Source organism: Sphingobium sp. TKS (assembly GCF_001563265.1).
Classification (GTDB): Bacteria; Pseudomonadota; Alphaproteobacteria; order Sphingomonadales; family Sphingomonadaceae; genus Sphingobium.
Genome location: NZ_CP005084.1, coordinates 394,976 through 414,883, shown reverse-complemented (window position 1 = coordinate 414,883; position 19,908 = coordinate 394,976). Strand labels below are relative to the sequence as shown.

Below are 19,908 nucleotides of genomic sequence, written 5' to 3'. Positions count from 1 at the left end.
CAATGAGGGCGGCGACCTGTTGGTTCGCCGCCCCGACCTTGTATCAGAATTTGAACCGCACCCCGGCGGTGAACGCCCGTCCCACCGTGTCATAGGTGGAAATGATCGTCGGCAGGTTCACGCCCGGAATATCGGCGGCGATCAGCGGCGGATCGCGATCGAACAGATTGTTGATCGTGATGAACGGCTCCAGACTGCCGCCCCAACCTTCGATCTTCTGGCTGATGGTCAGGTCGGTGTACCAGACCGAAGGCGCCTTCGCCCCGGAATAATTATTGTTCGGTTCACGCGAACCGACCTTCACCGGGCCGGTATATTGCTCCGACACGAAGATGGTGAGGCCGCCGTCGCTCACATAATTGAGGTTCAGCGTGCCGCGCCATTTCGGCCGGGCGATCGGGCCATTGTTGATGCCGTAACCCGCCGAGTCATAGGCGGCCACCGCCGCGCTCTGCTGAGTCACATATTTATCGAGCCAGCTCACATAGGCGCGGGCGCTGAAATTGCCGTTGCCCAGCCGCGTCGTATAGCTTGCGTCAATGTCGACGCCCGCCGTTTCCAGCTTGGCGATATTGGCCGCCGCGACGCGGATCAGGCTGGGGAAGGCGGTCGGCGTTGGCCGGGTGATGAGCGCGCATTCGGGCGCCGCTGCGTTGGCGACGCAGTTCTGCACGATCTGCCCGGTGTTGAGCGTGCCGATGGCCCCTTCGATCTCCAGGTCGAAATAGTCCGCCGACAGGCTGAAGCCGGGCAGGAAGCTGGGCGTCAGCACGAAGCCGAAGGTCTTGGTCTTCGCCTTTTCCGGTTCGAGCAGACGGTTGCCGCCCGACACGGTGGAAACGTTGCCGGTCTGGCCCGATACCGGATCGGTCAGCAGGCCGATGCCGCTCTGGTCGCCCGCGAACAGATCGAACAAGGTAGGCGCGCGAATGTCGCGGGAGATGGTGCCGCGCAGCAATATGTCCTGCACCGGCTTCCAGGTGAGGCCGAGCTTCCATGTTTCGACCTGTCCCGACGTGCTGTAGTCGGTGATGCGGCCAGCGCCGTTCAGTTCCAGCGAATGGAGGAACGGCATGTCCTTGACGATCGGCAGGTTGATTTCGCCAAAGGCTTCCTTGACCGTCACGCTGCCCTGCGCCTGGCCCACATTGGTCAGCCAGTAGAAGAGCGAGGTCGACGACACGCCGCGCAGGCCCGCGAAATATTCGCTGCGTTCGGCGGCGGTGTCGAGCAGCGAGGGATCGCTGTTGCTGGAGAGGTCCAGCGACTGCTTGCGCCATTCGCCGCCGACCACGATGTCGACCGGCCCGCCCGGCAGGCTGAAGGGCGAGCCCTGGAATTGCAATGCGGCGGCGTCATGCTTGATCCGCGCATCATAGGACATGGTGCCGGTCGCATAATCATAGCCCGGCTGGTTGGTATAGGCGTCGCCGGTCAGAAAGATGTTGAGCGGCTGGCATCCGGCGAAGCGCGCCCGGACGACGGGATCGGCGCTCAGAGTCGGGCGGCAGACGATATTGCCGTTTGTGTCGCGCACCGCGTCCAGCGCGGCATAGGCCTTTTGATAGTCGTACAGGCCATGCTGGTCGACGCTGTGCTTGGAATCGCCATGGGTATAGTTGACCGACCATTTCCAACTGTCGCCCAGATTGCCTTCAAGGCCGGCCGTAGCCATCCAGAAATCGGTGCGTTCGTTGGTGAACGGCTTCTTCGAGCTGTCGCCCGAATATTTGCCGATGTTGAACTGCTGGCCGGGCGTCAGTGCGGCAGCGACCTGTGCCGGGATGAAGGGATTGCCCTCGAACACCGGAGCATTTTGCGTGCCGACCCAGGCGTTGGACTGGCTGATATAGCTGAGTTCGCTGCGGGTGAAATTGCCCTGCACGAAGAAATTGATGTCGTCGGTCACATCATAGCTGAAACGGCCGAAGGTCTGATAAGTGCGCAGCGGCGCGACGGCATGAACGTCCGACGGGATAACGAAGCCGTCGCCGCCAATATTGAACGCGGCCGTGCCTGTCGCCGTGCCATTATTGAAGGGCCGGATCGTGCCGTCGCCGTTGATCTGATAATTGGCGAAGGGGCCATCCAATATCTTGCCATTGTCGCTGGCGAAGATCAGGTGAATATTGTCCTGAAGAACGCGAGGATTGGCGTTGGAGCCTGGGGCAGCAGTGCTGCCGGGAACGCTGCCGACATAGACATAATTGGAATTGCCGCCCTTGCGGTCGGACCGCAACATGCCCCTGTTGTTATAATATTCGCCCGACAGCAACAGGTGCCCACGCCCGCCGAACAGGTCCATGCCGCCGGCCAGGCTGATGCGCTGATTGCCGTTGTCGCCACGCTGCGACACGCCGCCCTGGACGCTGCCGGTGAGGCCGGTGAATTTGCGGTTGAGGACGAAGTTGACCACGCCCGCGACCGCATCCGACCCGTAGGCGGCAGACGCGCCCGCGGTCACGATATCGACGCGCTGAAGCAGGGCGTTGGGGATGACATTGGTGTCGACCGTGCCCTGATAGGTGGTCGGCGGCACGCGCATGCCGTCGAACAGGATCAGCGTGCGGTTGCCGCCCACGCCGCGCAGGTTAAGCACATTGCCATGGCTCGCGCTGTTGGCGAAATTATGCGAACTGCGCGAGGGACTGGAGCTGTTCTGGAACTGCGGCAGCTTGTTGAGCGCGTCAGGGACGTTGGTCGGCGTCGCCTTGACCAGATCCTCCGTCGTGGCGACCGTGACGGGGGTGGGCGCGGTATAGCCGTCCCGGACGATGCGCGATCCGGTGACGATGATGTCACCGGTGCTGGCCGGGCCTTCGCCCTGAGCCTCCGCGCCGCCCGTCTGGGGAACATCCTGGGCCATGGCCGGAGCGGTCAACGCCAGCAAACTTACGCTGATGCACATGGCGGAAGCGACGGGCAGCCTCATCATATCTCCTATCCCTGATGGTGATTATTATTCAAATATATACTGTGATGCATGTTTCGCTAGAGCGCTAAAAAGTGCATGTCAATGCATATTTGGAAATTCGGCGGGATAGGCGTGCCGAAAAATCGGCGGTGTGGCGAAGATGTGTCAGAAGAAGGCCGAACGGCACTTATTTTGCGCGAAGAAACGCATGCCGGGCGTGGAAAGGCGGTCGTTCTGCGTTTGACCATTTGGGTTTGATGACAGGGGAATTCAGATGAGCCGATCCGTGCTGTTGCGCGCTGCCGCGATGATGGTGGCCATGACCTCCAATCTGGCTGCTTCCGCGTCCCATGCCGCGCCGCCGGACGATGCGTCCTTCCGTGCCTTGTTGAAGGAGATGGTGGAGACCGACAGCAGCTTCGACAGCGGCAACTGCACCGCCGTCACGGAAAAGGTCGCCGCGCAGATGAAGGCCGCCGGATTCCCGGAGCAGAATCTGCATCTCCTCGTGCCGGAGGGGCATCCCAAGGCGGGCGCGCTGGTCGCCGTCTATCCTGGGCGCGACCCGAAGCTGAAGGCCGTGCTGATGCTGGGGCATATCGACGTGGTCAATGCCCGCCGCGCCGACTGGACCCGCGATCCCTATGCCTTCATTGAGGAGGACGGCTATTATTACGGCCGGGGCGTCGCTGACATGAAGGCGCAGGACGCGATCTGGATCGACAGCCTGCTGCGGTTTCAGGCAGAAAAATACCGCCCCCTGCGCACCGTCAAGATGGCGTTGACCTGCGGGGAGGAGGGGCTTTACCTGAACGGCGCCAAATGGTTGGTGGACAATCAGAAGGATCTGGTCGACGCGGGCATTGCGCTTAATGAGGGTGGCTATGGCGAGCTGGACGAGAAGGGCAACCGGGTCGACCAGACATTCCAGGCAGCGCAGAAGGTGGTGATGCAGTTCACGCTGGAGGCGACCAATCCCGGCGGCCATTCCTCGCTGCCGCGCCCGGACAATGCGATCTACAGCCTGGCGCGGGCGCTGGACCGGCTGAGCCGCTATGATTTCCCGGTGCAGTTCATCGATGCCAATCGCGGCTATTTCACCAAAATGGCCAAGGTGGTCGGCGGCGCGGAAGGCGCGGCCATGACCGCGATCGTCGCCAATCCGCAGGACAAGGCGGCCAGCGATCTGCTCAACACATCGCCCAGCTATCATTCGATGCTTCGCACCACTTGCGTGGCGACCTTGCTGTCGGCCGGGCACGCCGCCAATGCACTGCCCCAGCGGGCTACCGCGACGGTCAATTGTCGCGTCATTCCGGGCGTCACGACGGATGAGATATTGGCGACGCTCACCAAGGTCGTCGACGATCCGGAGGTCAAGGTGACGGCGTCGCGAGGCTATCGTCCGGCCAATCCCGCGCCGGTGACGGACAAGGTGCTGGGCCCGGCGATCAAGATGTCAGCACAGGTCTGGCCCGGCGTGCCGGTGGTGCCGCATATGGCGACGGGCGCGACCGACGCGGTGACGATGAACGCCGCGGGCATCCCGACCTATGGGGTGAGTGGGCTGTTCCGCGATCCCGACGGCAATGGCGTCCATGGCCTGAACGAACGCATCCGCGTGCGATCAGTGATGGAGGGGCGCAAATTCCTCTATGGGCTGGTCAAGGCCTATGCCGATCAGAAGGATTGAGATGCTTCAATAGCCCATAGCATAGCCCATGCGGCGGGGGTCGGCCCCGCCCATGCGCGCGCCCGACGGGTCGACCAACACGCCCTGCACGCTGCCTATGGAATAGGGGCCGACTTTCTCGATCCGGTGGCCCATGGCGGTCAGGCCTTGCAGCACAGGATCGGCAAAGCGCCCCTCCGCCTGCACGGTGATGGCCGCGCCGGGCTTGTAGAAATTCGGATCGGCATCCAGCGCAAAGCGCGGCGCTTCGATGGCTGACTGGATGGGCATTCCGCGATCGACGACATTCACCAGAAACTGGAACTGCGTCTGGCCGATCGTCTCCCCGCCAGGCGAGCCGAACACCATGCGCAGGCGGCCCTTGTCGAGGACGATGCTGGGGCCGTTGCCGAGCAGCGCGACCTTGCCGGGAGCGACCTTGTTGGGATGGCCGTCATAGGGTGCGGTCGATCCCAGTCGCAGGCCGTTGTTGAAGAGGATGCCCGTATTGCCCATCACCAGGAAAGTACCGAAGCCGCCGCCGACCGTGGTCGTGACGGCAATGGCGTTGCCGTCCGCGTCGACGGCGGACAGGCTGGTGGTGTCGCCGCCGCGCGTGCGGTCGTCGCCCCGCGCCGCGAAACGCTGCCGGGCCTGTTCCAGCGCGGCATGATCGAAAGCCGCCGCATTGCCGCCCTCCGGATAAAGTCCTGCCCTGGCCGGATCGATCAGCCTGCGCCGCTCCGCCGCGAAGCGTTTGGAAAGCAGCCCCTCGACCGGCGTTTGCGCGAAACGGGGGTCCGCCGCATAGCGATAGACATCGGCCTTGGCGACCTTGATCGCCTCGATCAGCAAATGGGTGAATTGCGGCCCGTCGGCGGGCAGGGCGGCCAGGTCGAAGCCTTCGACCAGATTGAGCTGCTCGCACAGTTCAAGGCCGGTGCGGGAGGTCAGCGGGCTGCTGTAGACGTCGAGGCCGCGATAATTGGTGCTGACCGGATCGCTCCAGCGCGGCCGATAGGCCTTGAGATCGTCCAGGCGCAGCCAGCCGCCCGTCTCGATGGAAAAGCGGGCAAATTCCTGTGCGATCGGGCCGGTGTAGAAATGGTCATAGGCGGCTTGCAGGGCGCGGTCGCGGTCAGCGCCGCCTTTCAGCGCCATGCTCTCGGCATCGGCCAGTGCCTGAAGGGTACGGGCGAGGCCGGGATTGCGGAAGATGGAGCGGGGCGCGGGCGGCTGTCCGCCCGGCAGGAACAGGGCGGCGCTGGTGGGATAAAGCGCGAGTGTCTTTTGCGCTCGGGCGATGAACAGGGCGATGGACGGATCGAGCGGATGGCCGTCGCGGGCATAGCCGATCGCCGGTCCGAGCAATGTGGCGAGCGGCAGCCTGCCGAAGCGCCGGGCCAGCGCGATCCAGCCGCCAAAGGCGCCCGGCACGGTCAGCGCCTTGGGGCCATGGTCCAGCGCCTTGGGATCGACCTGAGGATCGAGCAGGCGCGGCGCGCCGCCGGTGAAGGCGAGCGAATGAACCTTCCCTGCCCGGCGGTCGAGGCAGGTGGCAAAGCCGTTTCCGCCCGCGCTCGATGCCCAGGGTTCGACCACGTTCATCACCGCCATGGCGGCGACCACCGCGTCGGCGGCGCTGCCGCCCTGCATCAACATGCGCGTGCCCGCCATGGCCGCGAGCGGATGGCCAGCGGTGACGCCGCCATGTGGCATCGGAACCTCAACGCGGTGCGCCACGACGCTTGCGCCGCCTGAGCGCGGCGCATCGGGTGCACGGGCGCCGGATTGGGCGCGGGCTGTGGAAGGAAGGCCGGTGAGCGCCAGGCCCGCAAGGCTGGCAGCAAGCAATTCACGACGGTCGAGCGCTTCCGGGCGCTGGGGCTGATCGGGAGCGGGCATGGACGAACCTTCGATCTTGGCGGAACGGACAAAAAGGATGCGGCGCCTGAAATGGGGCGCCGCATCCTGTCGCATCAGAAGGACTTCTTGATGCTGGTGTACCAATAACGCGCCTGCGGCTGATAGAGGTTCGACAGATAACCGCCCGACGCCAGCGGCGGATCCTTGTCGAAAATATTGCGCGCACCAATCTGGAAACTGGTGTTGTTGAGCGGCCCTCCATTTTTAAACGTATATTGGGCGTAGAGATTGACGGTGGTCTGGCCCTTCACGATCCACGGATTGGTCGCGGCGTTGCGCACCGCATTTTCATACACGCTGTCGATGAACTGGGTATAGGCGCCGATCTTCACCGGCCCCATGGTCCAGTCCAGCGTGGCTGCGATGCGCCAGCGCGGCTGCCCGTCGCGCCCGACCACATCGCCGCCGCCCTGGATCGGCACGCCAGCATTCACCAGGCCCGCCGAGCGGCCGTCGATCACCGCCGTCACACCGGCGGGCGCATCGACATAATAGCTGATCAGGCGCGAGGCGTTGACGTTGAGCGAGAAGGTGCCGATCGACGCGGTCGGCAGCAGATAGTCGAGGTTGAAGTCGATGCCCTGCACCGTCACCGGCAACAGATTTTCGAAATTGGCGACGACATAGAGCAACTCGCCGACCGGGGCGAGGCCGGTGCCCGCGACCAGCGCGACATCGTCCGCGGTCGGATCGCGGCGCACGACATTGGGATTGCTGCTGCCCTGCACGCGCCGCAGATAGTCGAGGTTGAGGCCGTTTTGATAGTCCAGCAGACCGACGACATTCTTCTGCTTGATCTTCCAGCGGTCGACGGTGAACGTCACCTTGCCCCAGCCGTCGCCCAGTTGCGGGGAGAAGACCGCGCCGAAGCTCCAGCTCTGTGATTCCTCCGGCTTCAGGTTGGGATTGCCGCCGCTGCGCCGCAGGACCGAGATGCTGCGGTTGCACTGGGAGAAGTTGGCGATACGGCCCGCCCGCAGGTCCGCTTCGCACAGCACATAGTCGACGCCGGTGTTCACGCGGTCCAGCGTGGAGGTGTTGATGACCTCCAGATTGGGTGCGCGGAAGCCCTGCGACCAGGAACCGCGCAGGCGCAGGCCCTGGAGCAGTTCCCAGCTTCCCGCGATCTTCGGCTTCGCGACCGACCCGACGTCGCTATAGTCTTCGTAGCGCCCGGCGATCTGGAAATCGAGACTGCGGAAGAAGGGAATTTCCATGTCCGGGCTGAAGATCGGGATGGCGAGTTCGGCATAGGCGGACTTCACATTGCGCTTGCCGCGCACGTCGGGGCTGGGACTGGCGCCGCCCAGGTCGGAGCCATAGAAAATGCCCGTGACGGAGTCGGTATAGGTGGTGTCCACCCCGCGAATGCCGCCCTGATAGGTCGAGCGGTTGTCATGATAGGTTTCGCGGCGATATTCGACGCCTGCCGCGATGCCGATGCTGTTGTCCGCCCACAGGCCCAGCAGATTGGCGTTGGAAATCTTGAAATCCCACAGCGCCAGCGACGTGCGCGTCTTGCGCGTCGCCTTGATGCGGAAACTGTCGATGGTCGCCGCATTGTTCGGGGTGCAGTCACCGACGGACGGCGTATCCACGCAGCCGCCGTTAAAGGGATTATAGGCATCGGGCGTGGTGCGGTTGATCGCGGCTTGCAGCAAACTATTGGAGAAATTTTCCTGCGTATCCGCGGCGGTGGCCCAGGTATAGAGGCCGGCGGTGTCCCAGTCCCAGTCCCCGATATTGCCTTTCAGGCCGCCCAGGAAGCGATATTGATAATTGGTCACGTCGACCTTGCGCGATCCGAAGTCGACATAGTTGAGCGAGGTGATCTGGATCGGCAGGCCGGTGGCCGGAACGACGGCTATGTTCAGGCCGGGCAGGCGGTTGGGCGAGCCGACTGGACCGAGCGGGTTCCAATAGGCGTTGGCCGCGACGGTGATCGGAATGTTCGCGAGCGAGCCGGGGCCGCCGATGATCGCTTCCGTCTTGCCGCGATAGAAGCCCGCTTCGCCATAAAGCGTCAGCTCGTCGGTCAGGTCGAAATGCCCATTGGCGAACAGGTTGATGCGCTTGACCGAAGGCTGGGTGGTCAGGTCGTCGAACGTCGCCGGCGCATTGAAGCGCAGATTGCTGTCGACGGTCGCCATTTCCGTGGCGCCGTTGCCGTCGTCATAACAGGTTCCCGCGGTGCCCGATGCGATCCGGCACCCGCTGTTGGCGTTGGGTTGAATGTGGAACTGGCTGGAACTGTTGGTGAAAGCGACGCCGTTGCTGGTGATGGTGCGGTTCAGGAAGGTGCCGTTTGCGGCGGGACTGAGCGCGCGGAAGGTGCCCCATGGCGTGCTGGTGCTGGTGCCGTTGAATGCCGCGACATTGGCGAAGGGCGTGCCCGCCACATAGCCGCGGCGGTCGACATTGGCGGTATAGTCCTGGTCGCTGAGATAAAGCTTGGACTTTTGCGCATAGCCGGCGAACAGCGTTATGTTGCCGCGCCCTTCGCTAAAGTCCTTGCCGATCAAGCCGTTGACGGTGAATTCACGAAGATTGGTGCCTTCCGCCCCGCCATATTGGGCGTCAAACTTGGCGCCGTTGAAATCGGAATTGAGGACGTTGTTGACGACGCCTGCAACTGCGTCAGAACCGTAGAGGGCGGCCGCGCCATCACGCAGGACTTCCACGCGCGCGATATTGCCGACCGGAATGGTGTTGGCATTATAACCGAAAGTCGGAACGCCGGAATCGACCACGCCGGTAATGGCCTGCGACGTCGGGTGGAGCACGGTGCGGCGGCCGTTGATCAGCAGCAGCGTGTTGCCCTGGCCCAGACCGCGCAGCGATACCGTGGAAACGTCGCCGCGCGCGGCATTGGCGTTGCCGCCGCCCAGCACCTGTTCGTTGAAAGTCACGCCGCCCAATTGCGGGATGGAACGGAAGAGATCGGCGCCGGAAACCGCGGCCACCGCTTCTATCTGCTGTTCGCCCACGACGCTGACAGGCAAGGCGCCGGTCGTGTTCGCGCCCCTGATCTGGGAGCCGATGACGACGATTTCGGCGCCCCTGTCCGCTTCGGCCTGCGGAGCGCTGTCGGTTGCCGTCTGTGCGTGAAGGGCACCTGCCGTCAATGCCCAAAGGCTGGCTCCCGCCAGCGTCGAAATGCTGTTTCTTCTCACCCTCATCTTGCTGTTCCCCTGTGATGAAGCCCATCCGCCGATCCCTCCGGCGAAAGGGCTTTGCGCGGTTTCAGCTATCGGGCGGTTGCGCGCCGATGAATCCCGTGCACGACAGGCTATTGTTTTTTGAAAACGGGAATTTGCCCAGACTGTGCATTCGCGGATCCCCCGATAACTGGAGTTCCGGCACCATCCCCCGTGTGGGCCATTTCGCCTCCGACCTCACGCCGTCAGCATGCATTGACGGGCGAAGCGCCCACATCCACGCCCGTTCAAGATAGTAGAACTGATGAGATCATAATTTCCACCATGCCGGGATGAATATTTTTCAAATCCTATGAAATTTTCTGAAGCATAGTGGAAATAGGGATCGATCTCGTTACAGGGAGGAAGACCGGCAAGGCAGACGCGTCCTTTCCCTCGGATAGCTCTGACTATGCCGATTACGGGGGATCTTCATTCATGAGCGAGAGCGCAAAGCAGGGATTGAGCCGTCGTGACTTGGCGGCATTGGCCGTTGGCGGCGCCGCTCTGGCCCAGACTGGGACATCGGCCTTGGCGCAGGAGGCTTCCTCCGCCAAGGCGCCGCTGGAACCCACCCGGCTGGTAAGCGCGGGAGAGACGCTGCGGCCGGAGATTGTCGGCAGTTTCGGCATCGTTGCCGCCGGACGTCATTATGCAGTGGCGGCGGGGACGCGCATATTGATGGCGGGCGGCAATGCGACGGACGCGGGCGTTGCGGCGGTGTTCGCGGCGGCCGTGACGGAAATTTCGCATTTCGGCTTTGGCGGCGAAGCGCCGACCATCATCTATGACGCGAAGGCGAAGAAAGTCTCGCTGGTGAACGGCCAGGGCGTCGCGCCCGCGCTCGCCACGCCGGACAAGTTCGCCAAGGCGGGCGTCATTCCAGGCAACGGTCCCAATGGCGGCACGGTTCCCGCCATGGTGGACGCCATGGCGTTGGCGTTGCAACTCAATGGCACGATGACGCTCGACCAGGTTCTCCAACCCGCCATCGAATTGGCGGACGGTTTCGTCATGTATAATTTCCTGGCCGAAGTGTTCGTCAGTCAGAAGAAAGCCACGTCCAAATGGAAGGACGCCTACGACACCTATTATCCGGGCGGGGCATTGCCGAAAGTGGGCGAAATCTTCCGCCAGCCCAATTTGGCGAGGACCATCCGCATCATCGCGGAGGCGGATCGGGCCGCGTACAAGAAGACGAAGAACCGCAAGGCGGCGATCCAGGCGGGGCGCGACGCCTTCTACAAGGGCGACATCGCCCGGCGGATCGGCGCGGCGATGGAGCGAGACGGCGGCCTGATGCGCTATGAAGACCTTGCCAGCTACAAGGGCAAGGTCGAAGTCCCTGCCATGACCAGCGTCTTCGGCTATGAAGTCTATAAGGGCGGATTTTGGAGTCAGGGTCCGGCCATGCTCATGGCCCTCAACATAGCCGAGGCGGCGGGCATCGCATCGATGGAGCCGGGTTCGGCGCCCTATCTCCACACCGTCGCGGAATCGATCAAGCTCGCCTTCGATGACCGCAACGCCTATTTCGGGGATCCTGATTTCGCGACCGTGCCGATGAAGGGTCTGCTGTCCAAGGCTTATGCGGCCGACCGGGTGAAGCAGATCGGGCCGAAGGCGTCGCTGGAGCATCGCTATGGCGATCCCTGGGCTTATGAGGGCAAGGCGCGCACCACACCCGTTTTCACCCCGCACAGGCTGAAAGCGCCGCCGCGTCCCACAGCAGACACAACCGCCATCGAAGTGGTCGACAAGGACGGCAATCTGTTCAGCGCCACGCCCAGTTCGGGCTGGCTGCTGGGCGGCGCCTATATTGCGGGCGACACCGGCGTGCCGATGAGCAACCGGCTCACCGTCTTCGATCTCGACCCCGAAAGCCCCAATGTGCTGGCGCCCGGAAAGCGGCCGCGCACGACGCTTTCTCCCTCCATGGTGCTGAAGGACGGGGCGCCTTATCTGGCGATCGGCACGCCAGGCGGCGACAATCAGGACCAGCAGATCATGAACGTGCTGCTGCGCGTGCTGGCCTTCGACCAGCCGCTCCAGGCCGCGATTGAGGCGCCGCGCATCAACAGCAACCATTTTCATGCCTCCTTCGCGATCAAGAAGGATGAGCCGGGGGTGTTGGAAATCGAAAACCGGGTGCCCCAGGCGGTGCGCGACGATCTGACCGCGCGCGGGCACAAGCTCGACGTGCTGGGGCCTTTCGCGGTTTCCACCGGCATCGTCGCCGCCGGGGTCGTGCCGGGCAGCGGCACTTTGCGCGGCGGGGCGGATGTGCGCCGCGAACGCTATGTCTTCGGCTGGTAAGAGGGTGTGTTGATGAAGTCTCCCCTGAAGTTTCTTTCTGTCGCCCTGCTGTCGGCCTGCGCCGTGCAAGCCTATGCCCAGCCGGCCAATCTCCCGCCGCCCGGAGGCGAAAAGCCGGTTGCCTTCGACGTGCATGAGGGCACCTCCATGGCCGTATCGGTCTCCCCCGACGGCAAATGGCTGGCGGTCGACCTTCAGGGCAGCCTCTGGATCATCCCGGCCAAGGGCGGGAAGGCGAAGCGCATCACCGACTATTTCAACGATGCGCGCCAGCCGGTGTGGTCGCCCGATGGTTCGCGGCTTGCCTATTTCGCCTATCGCGAGGGTGGCTATGATCTCTGGACCATCAAGCCTGACGGCACCGACATGCGCAAGCTGACCGAGGGCGCATGGGACGACCGCGAACCGGCCTGGTCCCCCGATGGCAAGACCATCGCCTTTTCCTCCGACCGCAGCGGCAATTACGACATCTGGACGCTGGACGTCGCAAGCGGGGCGGTGAAGCAACTCAGCAGCAACCCCCGCGAGGACCGGATGCCGAGCTGGTCGCCGGACGGTGTCCGCATCGCCTATGCCGGGATCGACGGCGCGAAGACGGCGCTCTATGCGACGACCCTGGCCGACGGCAAGGAAAGCCTACTCAAACAGGTGGCGGGGAGGGTCGATGCCCCCTCCTTCGGTCCCGCCGGTGACCTCGCTTATGTGGTGCAAGACGCCAAGGGCAGCCATCTGGAAGTGGATGGCAAAACCATCAGCGGAACCGAGAATGTCTTTCCCTTCCGCATAAGCTGGGGGAAGGGCGGCTATTATTACGTGTCGGACGGCAAGATCAGGCACCGTACCGGCGGACGCCTCTCCACCGTCGATTTCGCCGCCACGCTGGAGGCGGTGAAGCCCAGCTATGCGCGGGCGAAACGCGACTGGGATTCCACCGCGCCCCGCAAGGCGCTGGGCATCGTGCATCCGACCATCTCGCCCGACGGCAGTAGGATCGCCTTCGTGGCGCTGGGCGATCTCTATTGGATGTCCTCCAAGGGCGGTGTGCCGGAGAATCTGACCAAGGACGCCGCGCTGGATGCTGATCCCGCCTGGTCACCCGACGGGCAGAGCATCGTCTATACCTCCGACAAGGGCGGCGGCTTGCCGCAACTCTGGATACGCGACCTCAAGACCGGCAAGGATCGCAAGCTCACCAATATCGACACCCAGCCCCTGGGCGCGGCCTGGTCGCATGACGGCAGCCGGATCGCCTTCCTCGATGTCGATGGCCGCTGGGGCGTCGCTGGCGTCTGCGTCGTCGACGTGGCAAGCGGGAAGGTGACGCGGCTTGCAGAGTCGCTGGGCCAGCCGGGCAGCCCAAGCTGGTCGGCGGACGGCAAATATGTCGCGATTGCGCTATCCTATAAATATTCGAACAGTTTCCGCGAAGGCACCAATCAGGTCTATGTGATTCCCGCCGATGGCAAGGGCGAACCCTTCTGGCAGTTGCCGCAGGCCAATGCGGGAACGGACACGCGGGGCGGCGGCGGTCCTGCCTGGTCGCCGGACGGAACGAAGATGGCGGCCATTTATGAAGGCCTGCTGAAAATCTGGCCGGTGGGCGCGGACGGCAAGCCTATGGGGCCGCCGCGCAGCTATACATCCGAAATTTCCTATTTTCCCACCTGGACCGCCGATTCACGCACCATCCTCTACCAGTCGTCGGACAAGCTGAAGACGATCGACACCGAAACCGGCGTGATCCGGGAGATTCCGGTCGACCTCACTTACCGCCTCGCCAATCCGACCGGACGGACGGTGATCCATGTCAGCAATCTGGTGGACTCTGTCCGCGACGAGACCCAGCATGACAAGGACATCGTGATCGAGGGCAACCGCATCGCGGCGATCCGCGATCACGATCCGGCCTTGCATCGGGCGGAACATTTTATCGACGGCACCGGCCTTACCGCCATTCCCGGCCTGATCGAGCATCACGCCCATTTGCAGAAGGATTTCGGTTCCAATCTGGAACGGGCATGGCTGGCCTATGGCATCACCACCGTCCGCGATCCGGGCAATCAGGTCTATGACGCGATCGAGGACAGGGAAGCCGCCGAAGCGGGCGTCCGCCCATCCCCCCGCCTCTATGTCAACGGCCCGCTGTTCGAATGGCAGCGCGTCTATTACAAGATGGGCGTCGCCGTCTCAGGCCCGGCCCATCTGGAGCGGGAACTGGAGCGCGCCCGCATCCTGAAATATGACATATTGAAAAGCTATGTCCGCATGCCCGACATCTACCAGCGGCGCATCGTGGAGGCCGCGCATCAGATGGGCGTTCCCGTCACCGGCCATGAAATCTTCCCTGCCGCCTATACCGGCGTCGACGCGACCGAGCATCTGGGCGCGACCAGCCGCCGCGGCTATTCGCCCAAGCAGGGACCGATGGGCATGGCCTATGAGGATGTCATTCAGCTTTTCGGCCGCAGCGGCCGGACCTTGACGCCGACCAATTTCGGCGCGCTGGCCGGCTATCTGGAGAAAAATCCGGCTTATCGCGACGATCCGCGCCTTAACCTCTATCCGATCTGGGCGCGCAAGACCGTGACGGAGAGCGATCCCATGGCGGCGATGCTGCGGCCCATGATGGCGGGAAGTCTGCAGAGCCTGAAGAAGATCTATGATGCCGGCGCGCTGGTCACGGCGGGCACGGATACGATGATCGCGACCAATCTGCATGCGGAGATTTCCTCCTATGTCGATGCGGGGCTGACGCCCTTTCAGGCGTTGCAGACGGCGACCGTCAATTCGGCAAAGTCGCTCAATCTGGATGCAGGAACATTGGAGGCTGGCAAGCTGGCCGACATCACCCTTCTTGCGGGGGATCCGCGCGAGAATATCGCGAACACTTTCAACGTGCGGAAGGTGATCGCCAACGGGAGATATTATGATGTCGGAGACCTTGTTTCCGGCGGAAAATAGGATGGCGACATGAACATGGCGGGTTTTCCTCCGCGCCTCGTTCTCCCGGATACAGCATCAGCACTATGGGAATGGGGGCGTGCATGGCAAATCCGTCAGCGTTCAGGCTTTCTCTTATGGGCATTGCGGCGGCCACTGCCTTGTCGTCAACGGCCCATGCCGCACCGGTCGAACATAAGCAGACCCCCGGCGCGATGATCGCCAGCGCCGCTGTGGTCCCGCCCGGCAGCACGCTCTATTTCCTTTCCGGGGCTACGGGAGCGCCGATCGATCCCAAGGATATGGAAAGCCCGAACGCCTTTGGCGATACCGAGGCGCAGGCCCTGTCGATCTTCACCAAGATGAAGGCCCAGCTTGCGGAGATGGGCCTTACCATGGGCGATGTCGTCAAGCTGACCGTCTTCCTGGTCGGCGACCCCAAATTGGGCGGGAAAATGGACCGTGACGGCATGACGCGGGCGTACAAGACATTCTTCGGCACGGCCGAGCAGCCCAATCTGCCGACGCGGTCGGCCTTCCAGATCGCGGGTCTCGCCCGGCCGCAGCAACTGATCGAGATCGAGGCGATCGCGGCCAAGGGCAACTGAACCTTCCGCCGCCGTGCACAGGGGGTATTTATGGAGAATAGCACGCAGCCGAGCCGCCGCCAGCTCCTGAGCCTGATCGGCAAGATGGGTGGCGCGGCGGCCATGTATCAGGCGATGACCGCGCTGGGCCATGCCGCCGAAACCCAGTTCGACGGGCCGCCGGTCCTGTCCGGCGCGAAACCGGGCGCATCGGTCGTCGTGCTGGGCGCTGGCCTTGCCGGGATGGTTGCAGCCTATGAACTGGAAAAGGCGGGTTATCAGGTCAAACTGCTGGAGTTTCAGGATCGTCCGGGCGGCCGGAACTATACGCTGCGCGGCGGCGATATCTTCACCGAAAGCGATGGCACCGTGCAGAAGGTGCAGTTCGCGCCTGGCAACTATATCAATCCCGGTCCCTGGCGCATTCCGCATCACCATAACTGCCTGCTGCATTATTGCAGGCAGTTTGGCGTGGCGCTGGAGCCGTTCATCCAGCTCAACCACAATGGCTTCATCCATTCGAGCGAGGCGTTCGGCGGCAAGCCGCAGCGCTACAAGGCGGTGGCAACCGACTTCCGGGGCCACACATCGGAATTGCTGGCGAAAGCGGCGAACGCCAAGGCGCTGGATGGCAGCGTGAGCGCGGAAGACAAGGAGAAGTTGCTGGAGGCGCTCCGCCACTGGGGCGTGCTGGACGACAATATGGCCTATACCAGCAGCGTTGCCGTCTCCGCCCAGCGGGGGTACGATCGGCCGCCGGGCGGGGGCGTGGAGGGCGCGCCCTCGCCATCGCAGATCGCGAAACTTGGTGACGTGCTCGACCCGCAGGTCTGGACGGCCATGAGCTTCTATTTCAACTATGTGATGCAGACGACGATGTTCCAGCCGGTGGGCGGCATGGATATGATCGGCAAGGCCTTCGCTGGCCAAGTCGGCAAGCTCATCACCTATAATGCAAAAGTCACAAAGGTCGCCCAGAGCGGCAAGGGCGTGACCGTCAGCTACAAGGATGTACCGAGCGGCAAGATGAACAGCGTCAGCGCCGACTGGTGCGTGTGCACCATCCCGCTGTCGATCATCAGCCAGGTCGAGATGCAGGTGGGACCGAAGCTGGCGGCGGCGATGAAGGCGGTGCCCTATGCGGGTCAGCTCAAAATGGGGCTGGAGTTCAAGCGCCGCTTCTGGGAGGAGGATGACAATATCTATGGCGGTCACAGCTTCACCGACCAGCCGATCGCGCAGCTATCCTATCCCAATGACCGCTTTTTCTCGAACGGACCGGCGGTGCTGCTGGGCGCCTTCGCCCGCGACGCAGGCGCCTTCGAGCTGACCGGCATGACTCCGCAGGAGCGGATCGAGGCGGCGTTGGCTCAGGGCGAGATTTTCCATCCGCAATATCGCAAGGAGTTCATGAACGGCGTGTCGGTGCCGTGGAGCCGCGTGCCCTGGATATTGGGTTGCACCTCGCGCTGGAGCGAGGAGAACCGGGCGGCGCATTATCAGAATCTCGTCGCGATCGACGGGCGTGTGGTGCTGGCGGGCGAGCATGCCAGCTATTATGGTGGCTGGATGGAGGGATCTTTGCTTTCCGGCATCGATGCGATCACGCGCATCCACCAGCGCACGCAGGCGGCATGACGATGCGGCGCAGCTTGTTCCTGATTCCGCCGCTTCTGGCCCTTCTGGCGGCGCCGGGCCATGCCGATACGCCCGGCGGCGTGCAGGCGAAGAACAAGGCTGTCGACGGCGAGAAGGTCTACAAGCAAATCTGCGCCGCCTGCCATATGCCCAATGCCATGGGCAGCGGCGGCGGCACCATTCCGGCCTTGGCTAAGGACAAAAAGCTGGCTGACCCCGCCTATCCGATCACGATCGTGATGAAGGGCAAGGGCGCAATGCCGCCGATGAGCGAGATTCTGTCGACAGCGCAGGTGGCGGCAGTCATCACCTATGTGCGGACGCATTTCGGCAACAGCTATCCCCAGCCCGTTACGGAAGCGGACGTCAAGCGCATCGCCAAGCCCGGCAGAAGCATGGAATGATGGAAGACGCCGCCCTCTTCCGCGTTCAGTGAGGCGCCTGGCAAGATTTTTAGACGCGCTCTATAATTATCGCTGGAGCCATCCCGCCGGCAGCGCACATCGTCGCCAGTCCATATCTGAGATCCCGGCGCTCCAGTTCATCCAGAAGAGTCCCCACAAATATGGCGCCTGTCGCCCCGATCGGATGTCCCAATGCTATCGATCCATACCTTGGCCCGGTTGAGACTGCGGGGCTACTGATCGAACCAATTCCGCGCCGTTCCTTTCCATCCCGAAGAGTGACTGAAGGAAAGCGGGGGAGGGGGCAGGACGGGAGAGGGCAGAATATCGAACTTCGTCAGATAAGCCGTGAAACGCCGGGCGATGACATTGCGCAGGCTCAACGCGCCTGCAAGTTCCGGCGCGGAGATGGTTTGGCGATGCCGATAAGCGGCGAGACTGGGACTTTCCAGCGTCGTCTCGTCACGAATCCGCCCAGCGATCTCGCCGGGAAATCCTATCCATCCGACCCTGCCGGAACAGAAATCGGTCGTGAGGAAATCGACAAGAAGGTTCCAGGGTAAACCGATATCCGGAGCGACTTGTCGACATGATGGCCCAAGTCTTCGCAAAGTTCGATAGCCTGCGTAAGCGCAGGGGTGATTTCGGGATCAAGCGGCTTGCCATCAAAAAATTCGATCTGATGCAATCAGATTGCAAGCCGTCTCAATATGCTAGGAATTTGAACGGTTGTAGTTGAGCGAACAACGCCTCACGACTTCTCACGCCGATTTTCGAATAGATACGGCGGATATGCGTTCTGACCGTTTCCAGGGAAATTTCCAGACTCCTGGAAATCTGTTCCGCATTCATGCCGCTCATCATGGCGTTCAATATTTTATGCTCGCCATTGGTAAGCCGGTATATGTCCTTGACGTCATCGGATATGATCGATCGATCGATGAAATGCTGTGCGGAAAAGAAGATAAGGCCGATCTGTTCGCTGCCCGGACTGGTTTCGATCAGCCTTCCGCGAATGATGAGATAATCTTCCCTGACGGGCAGAATGACCATCGAGGATGCCGCGCCGGACCCCGCATGGACAACGAACAGCTCAAGGCGCGACTGATTATCCGGCTGGAGGGCGAAGAGGCGGTCGTTCTGTTCCTGTAAATCCGGCGAATGTTGCAGCAGAGCCATGGCGGCCCTGATCTGCCAATGCAGGCGCAAAGAGCGATCGATTATCGCGTGCGGAATCGGATCGGCATCGACCCAGTTCGCAAAAACCGACTCTCCATTCGCCATGGAGCCTTCAGCCACACATACCCCCCGGCAGCAGCCTCTATTTTTAATCCATATCTATCGAATCGACAGCTATAACTTACGATATAGATAGATTAACAAATTTGTCCTTAACAAAATTGATGAAGCCATGTCCCGATTTTGTACAAACCAGGTCGATTTTAATTGATGCGGCCGGAAATATGTCAGGATCGCACCGAAACCCGCGAATTTCATGAATTTTTACCCGCTGCTGCTGTTCTGCGTTAACCATTAAAGCGGAGCGATACCCAATATTGAGTATTAACTTTCGTTAGATATATATTAATACTTTCGTTCAGCTCCAGGGGTGGGGAAAGAGAGTCGCGCGCCCTCCCTGAAGTTACGGCCGGAAGCAGCCCCATTGGAGACGGGGGTGGTTCAGGCCGCTTTTTGTAACAGATGGGGAAGTATTCCATGAAGAAGATGATCCTTGCCTCCGCGGCAGCAATGCTTGTCGCGAGTCCGGCCTTTGCGGCCAATTCGGCCACCGACCAGTTTCAGATCAATGCTCAGATCCCCGAAACCTGCACGATGCAGAACGTCAGTGACGTGAACCTCGGCGCGCTGAACATTTCCACGACGGCGGGCAATGGCGCCCTGTTGCTCAGCAGCGATGCGACGCTGAACACCAACCAGTTCTGGGTTAGCTGCAACAAGCAGAACCAGATGACCCTTTCCGGTCCCGCCACGCTTCAGGGTTCGCGCGCCTTCCAGGCGGGCGTCGACGATGCCGGCTTCACGGACAAGCTGAACTATCGCGTCGAGGCTCTGAACTATTTCACGAGCGGCTCGCAGCCCAGCTACTCCAGCGCGAACGGCGCTCAGAACCAGACCAGCCGTGGTCCCGTCCACCGCCAGGTGCGTTTGGCCGCGAAGGTGCTGTCGTCCGAAAACACGCTGCGTCCGCTGGCCGGCAACTATACGGGCACCGTGACCGTCACCGTCCAGACCGCGCTCTAAGGCACGGCTTGGATCAGGGCATTGAAGCCCCTGATCAGGTCGTCGCTCTGAC

The 19,908-nt window shown here is 62.3% G+C and carries 11 protein-coding genes and 1 pseudogene; 7 read left to right on the top strand and 5 right to left on the bottom strand.

All coding sequences use genetic code 11. The features are described from left to right. Positions 1 to 43: 43 nt before the first annotated feature. Entirely contained in the window at positions 44 to 2,935 is a 2,892-nt protein-coding gene (locus K426_RS22710) for a TonB-dependent receptor domain-containing protein (RefSeq protein ID WP_066562638.1), read from the bottom strand. A 253-nt stretch (positions 2,936 to 3,188) separates the two neighbouring features. On the opposite strand from K426_RS22710, the gene K426_RS22705 reads away from it, so the two are divergent. Beyond that, positions 3,189 to 4,607 carry a M20/M25/M40 family metallo-hydrolase gene (locus tag K426_RS22705; RefSeq protein WP_066562637.1) on the top strand — a complete coding sequence of 473 codons (1,419 nt, stop codon included), beginning with the start codon at positions 3,189 to 3,191 and terminating at the stop codon, positions 4,605 to 4,607. Positions 4,608 to 4,613: 6 nt separating this feature from the next. On the opposite strand, the gene K426_RS22700 is transcribed toward K426_RS22705, so the two are convergent. Continuing rightward, positions 4,614 to 6,491, bottom strand: a complete 1,878-nt coding sequence (locus K426_RS22700) for a gamma-glutamyltransferase family protein (RefSeq protein WP_066563838.1) — start codon at positions 6,489 to 6,491, stop codon at positions 4,614 to 4,616. 74 nt (positions 6,492 to 6,565) lie between these two features. After that, positions 6,566 to 9,691 (bottom strand): TonB-dependent receptor domain-containing protein, encoded by a 3,126-nt coding sequence (locus tag K426_RS22695; RefSeq protein ID WP_237230155.1) that lies wholly within the window; start codon positions 9,689 to 9,691, stop codon positions 6,566 to 6,568. A 456-nt stretch (positions 9,692 to 10,147) separates the two neighbouring features. On the opposite strand from K426_RS22695, the gene K426_RS22690 reads away from it, so the two are divergent. The 5 genes from K426_RS22690 to K426_RS22670 all read left to right on the top strand — a co-directional run bounded on the left by K426_RS22690 (position 10,148) and on the right by K426_RS22670 (position 17,594). Beyond that, positions 10,148 to 12,025 carry a gamma-glutamyltransferase family protein gene (locus K426_RS22690; RefSeq protein ID WP_066562632.1) on the top strand — a complete coding sequence of 626 codons (1,878 nt, stop codon included), beginning with the start codon at positions 10,148 to 10,150 and terminating at the stop codon, positions 12,023 to 12,025. A gap of 12 nt (positions 12,026 to 12,037) precedes the next feature. Beyond that, positions 12,038 to 14,986 (top strand): amidohydrolase family protein, encoded by a 2,949-nt coding sequence (locus K426_RS22685; protein ID WP_066562630.1) that lies wholly within the window; start codon positions 12,038 to 12,040, stop codon positions 14,984 to 14,986. A gap of 83 nt (positions 14,987 to 15,069) precedes the next feature. Further along, positions 15,070 to 15,573 carry a RidA family protein gene (locus K426_RS22680; protein ID WP_066562624.1) on the top strand — a complete coding sequence of 168 codons (504 nt, stop codon included), beginning with the start codon at positions 15,070 to 15,072 and terminating at the stop codon, positions 15,571 to 15,573. A gap of 30 nt (positions 15,574 to 15,603) precedes the next feature. Then, positions 15,604 to 17,190: a flavin monoamine oxidase family protein gene (locus tag K426_RS22675; protein WP_066562622.1), complete on the top strand. Its 1,587-nt coding sequence runs from the start codon at positions 15,604 to 15,606 to the stop codon at positions 17,188 to 17,190. Positions 17,191 to 17,192: 2 nt separating this feature from the next. Then, positions 17,193 to 17,594 (top strand): c-type cytochrome, encoded by a 402-nt coding sequence (locus K426_RS22670; protein ID WP_066563835.1) that lies wholly within the window; start codon positions 17,193 to 17,195, stop codon positions 17,592 to 17,594. 49 nt (positions 17,595 to 17,643) lie between these two features. Here the strand turns inward: K426_RS22670 and K426_RS30530 are convergent. Beyond that, positions 17,644 to 17,808: pseudogene (locus K426_RS30530) on the bottom strand (acetyl-CoA C-acyltransferase); the annotation flags it as partial. A gap of 491 nt (positions 17,809 to 18,299) precedes the next feature. After that, on the bottom strand, positions 18,300 to 18,878 hold the full coding sequence (locus K426_RS22660) for a helix-turn-helix transcriptional regulator (RefSeq protein ID WP_066562620.1): 579 nt from the start codon (positions 18,876 to 18,878) through the stop codon (positions 18,300 to 18,302). A 432-nt stretch (positions 18,879 to 19,310) separates the two neighbouring features. Between K426_RS22660 and K426_RS22655 the strand changes: the two genes are divergently transcribed. Next, on the top strand, positions 19,311 to 19,856 hold the full coding sequence (locus K426_RS22655; protein ID WP_066562619.1) for a spore coat protein U domain-containing protein: 546 nt from the start codon (positions 19,311 to 19,313) through the stop codon (positions 19,854 to 19,856). Positions 19,857 to 19,908: the final 52 nt, after the last annotated feature.

What these genes read in the sequence shown, in the direction of transcription:
- K426_RS22710 (WP_066562638.1), bottom strand. Translation starts at nt 2,935, where the DNA reads ATGATGAGGCTGCCCGTCGCTTCCGCCATGTGCATCAGCGTAAGTTTG.
- K426_RS22705 (WP_066562637.1), top strand. Translation starts at nt 3,189, where the DNA reads ATGAGCCGATCCGTGCTGTTGCGCGCTGCCGCGATGATGGTGGCCATG.
- K426_RS22700 (WP_066563838.1), bottom strand. Translation starts at nt 6,491, where the DNA reads ATGCCCGCTCCCGATCAGCCCCAGCGCCCGGAAGCGCTCGACCGTCGT.
- K426_RS22695 (WP_237230155.1), bottom strand. Translation starts at nt 9,691, where the DNA reads ATGAGGGTGAGAAGAAACAGCATTTCGACGCTGGCGGGAGCCAGCCTT.
- K426_RS22690 (WP_066562632.1), top strand. Translation starts at nt 10,148, where the DNA reads ATGAGCGAGAGCGCAAAGCAGGGATTGAGCCGTCGTGACTTGGCGGCA.
- K426_RS22685 (WP_066562630.1), top strand. Translation starts at nt 12,038, where the DNA reads ATGAAGTCTCCCCTGAAGTTTCTTTCTGTCGCCCTGCTGTCGGCCTGC.
- K426_RS22680 (WP_066562624.1), top strand. Translation starts at nt 15,070, where the DNA reads ATGGCAAATCCGTCAGCGTTCAGGCTTTCTCTTATGGGCATTGCGGCG.
- K426_RS22675 (WP_066562622.1), top strand. Translation starts at nt 15,604, where the DNA reads ATGGAGAATAGCACGCAGCCGAGCCGCCGCCAGCTCCTGAGCCTGATC.
- K426_RS22670 (WP_066563835.1), top strand. Translation starts at nt 17,193, where the DNA reads ATGCGGCGCAGCTTGTTCCTGATTCCGCCGCTTCTGGCCCTTCTGGCG.
- K426_RS22660 (WP_066562620.1), bottom strand. Translation starts at nt 18,878, where the DNA reads ATGGCGAATGGAGAGTCGGTTTTTGCGAACTGGGTCGATGCCGATCCG.
- K426_RS22655 (WP_066562619.1), top strand. Translation starts at nt 19,311, where the DNA reads ATGAAGAAGATGATCCTTGCCTCCGCGGCAGCAATGCTTGTCGCGAGT.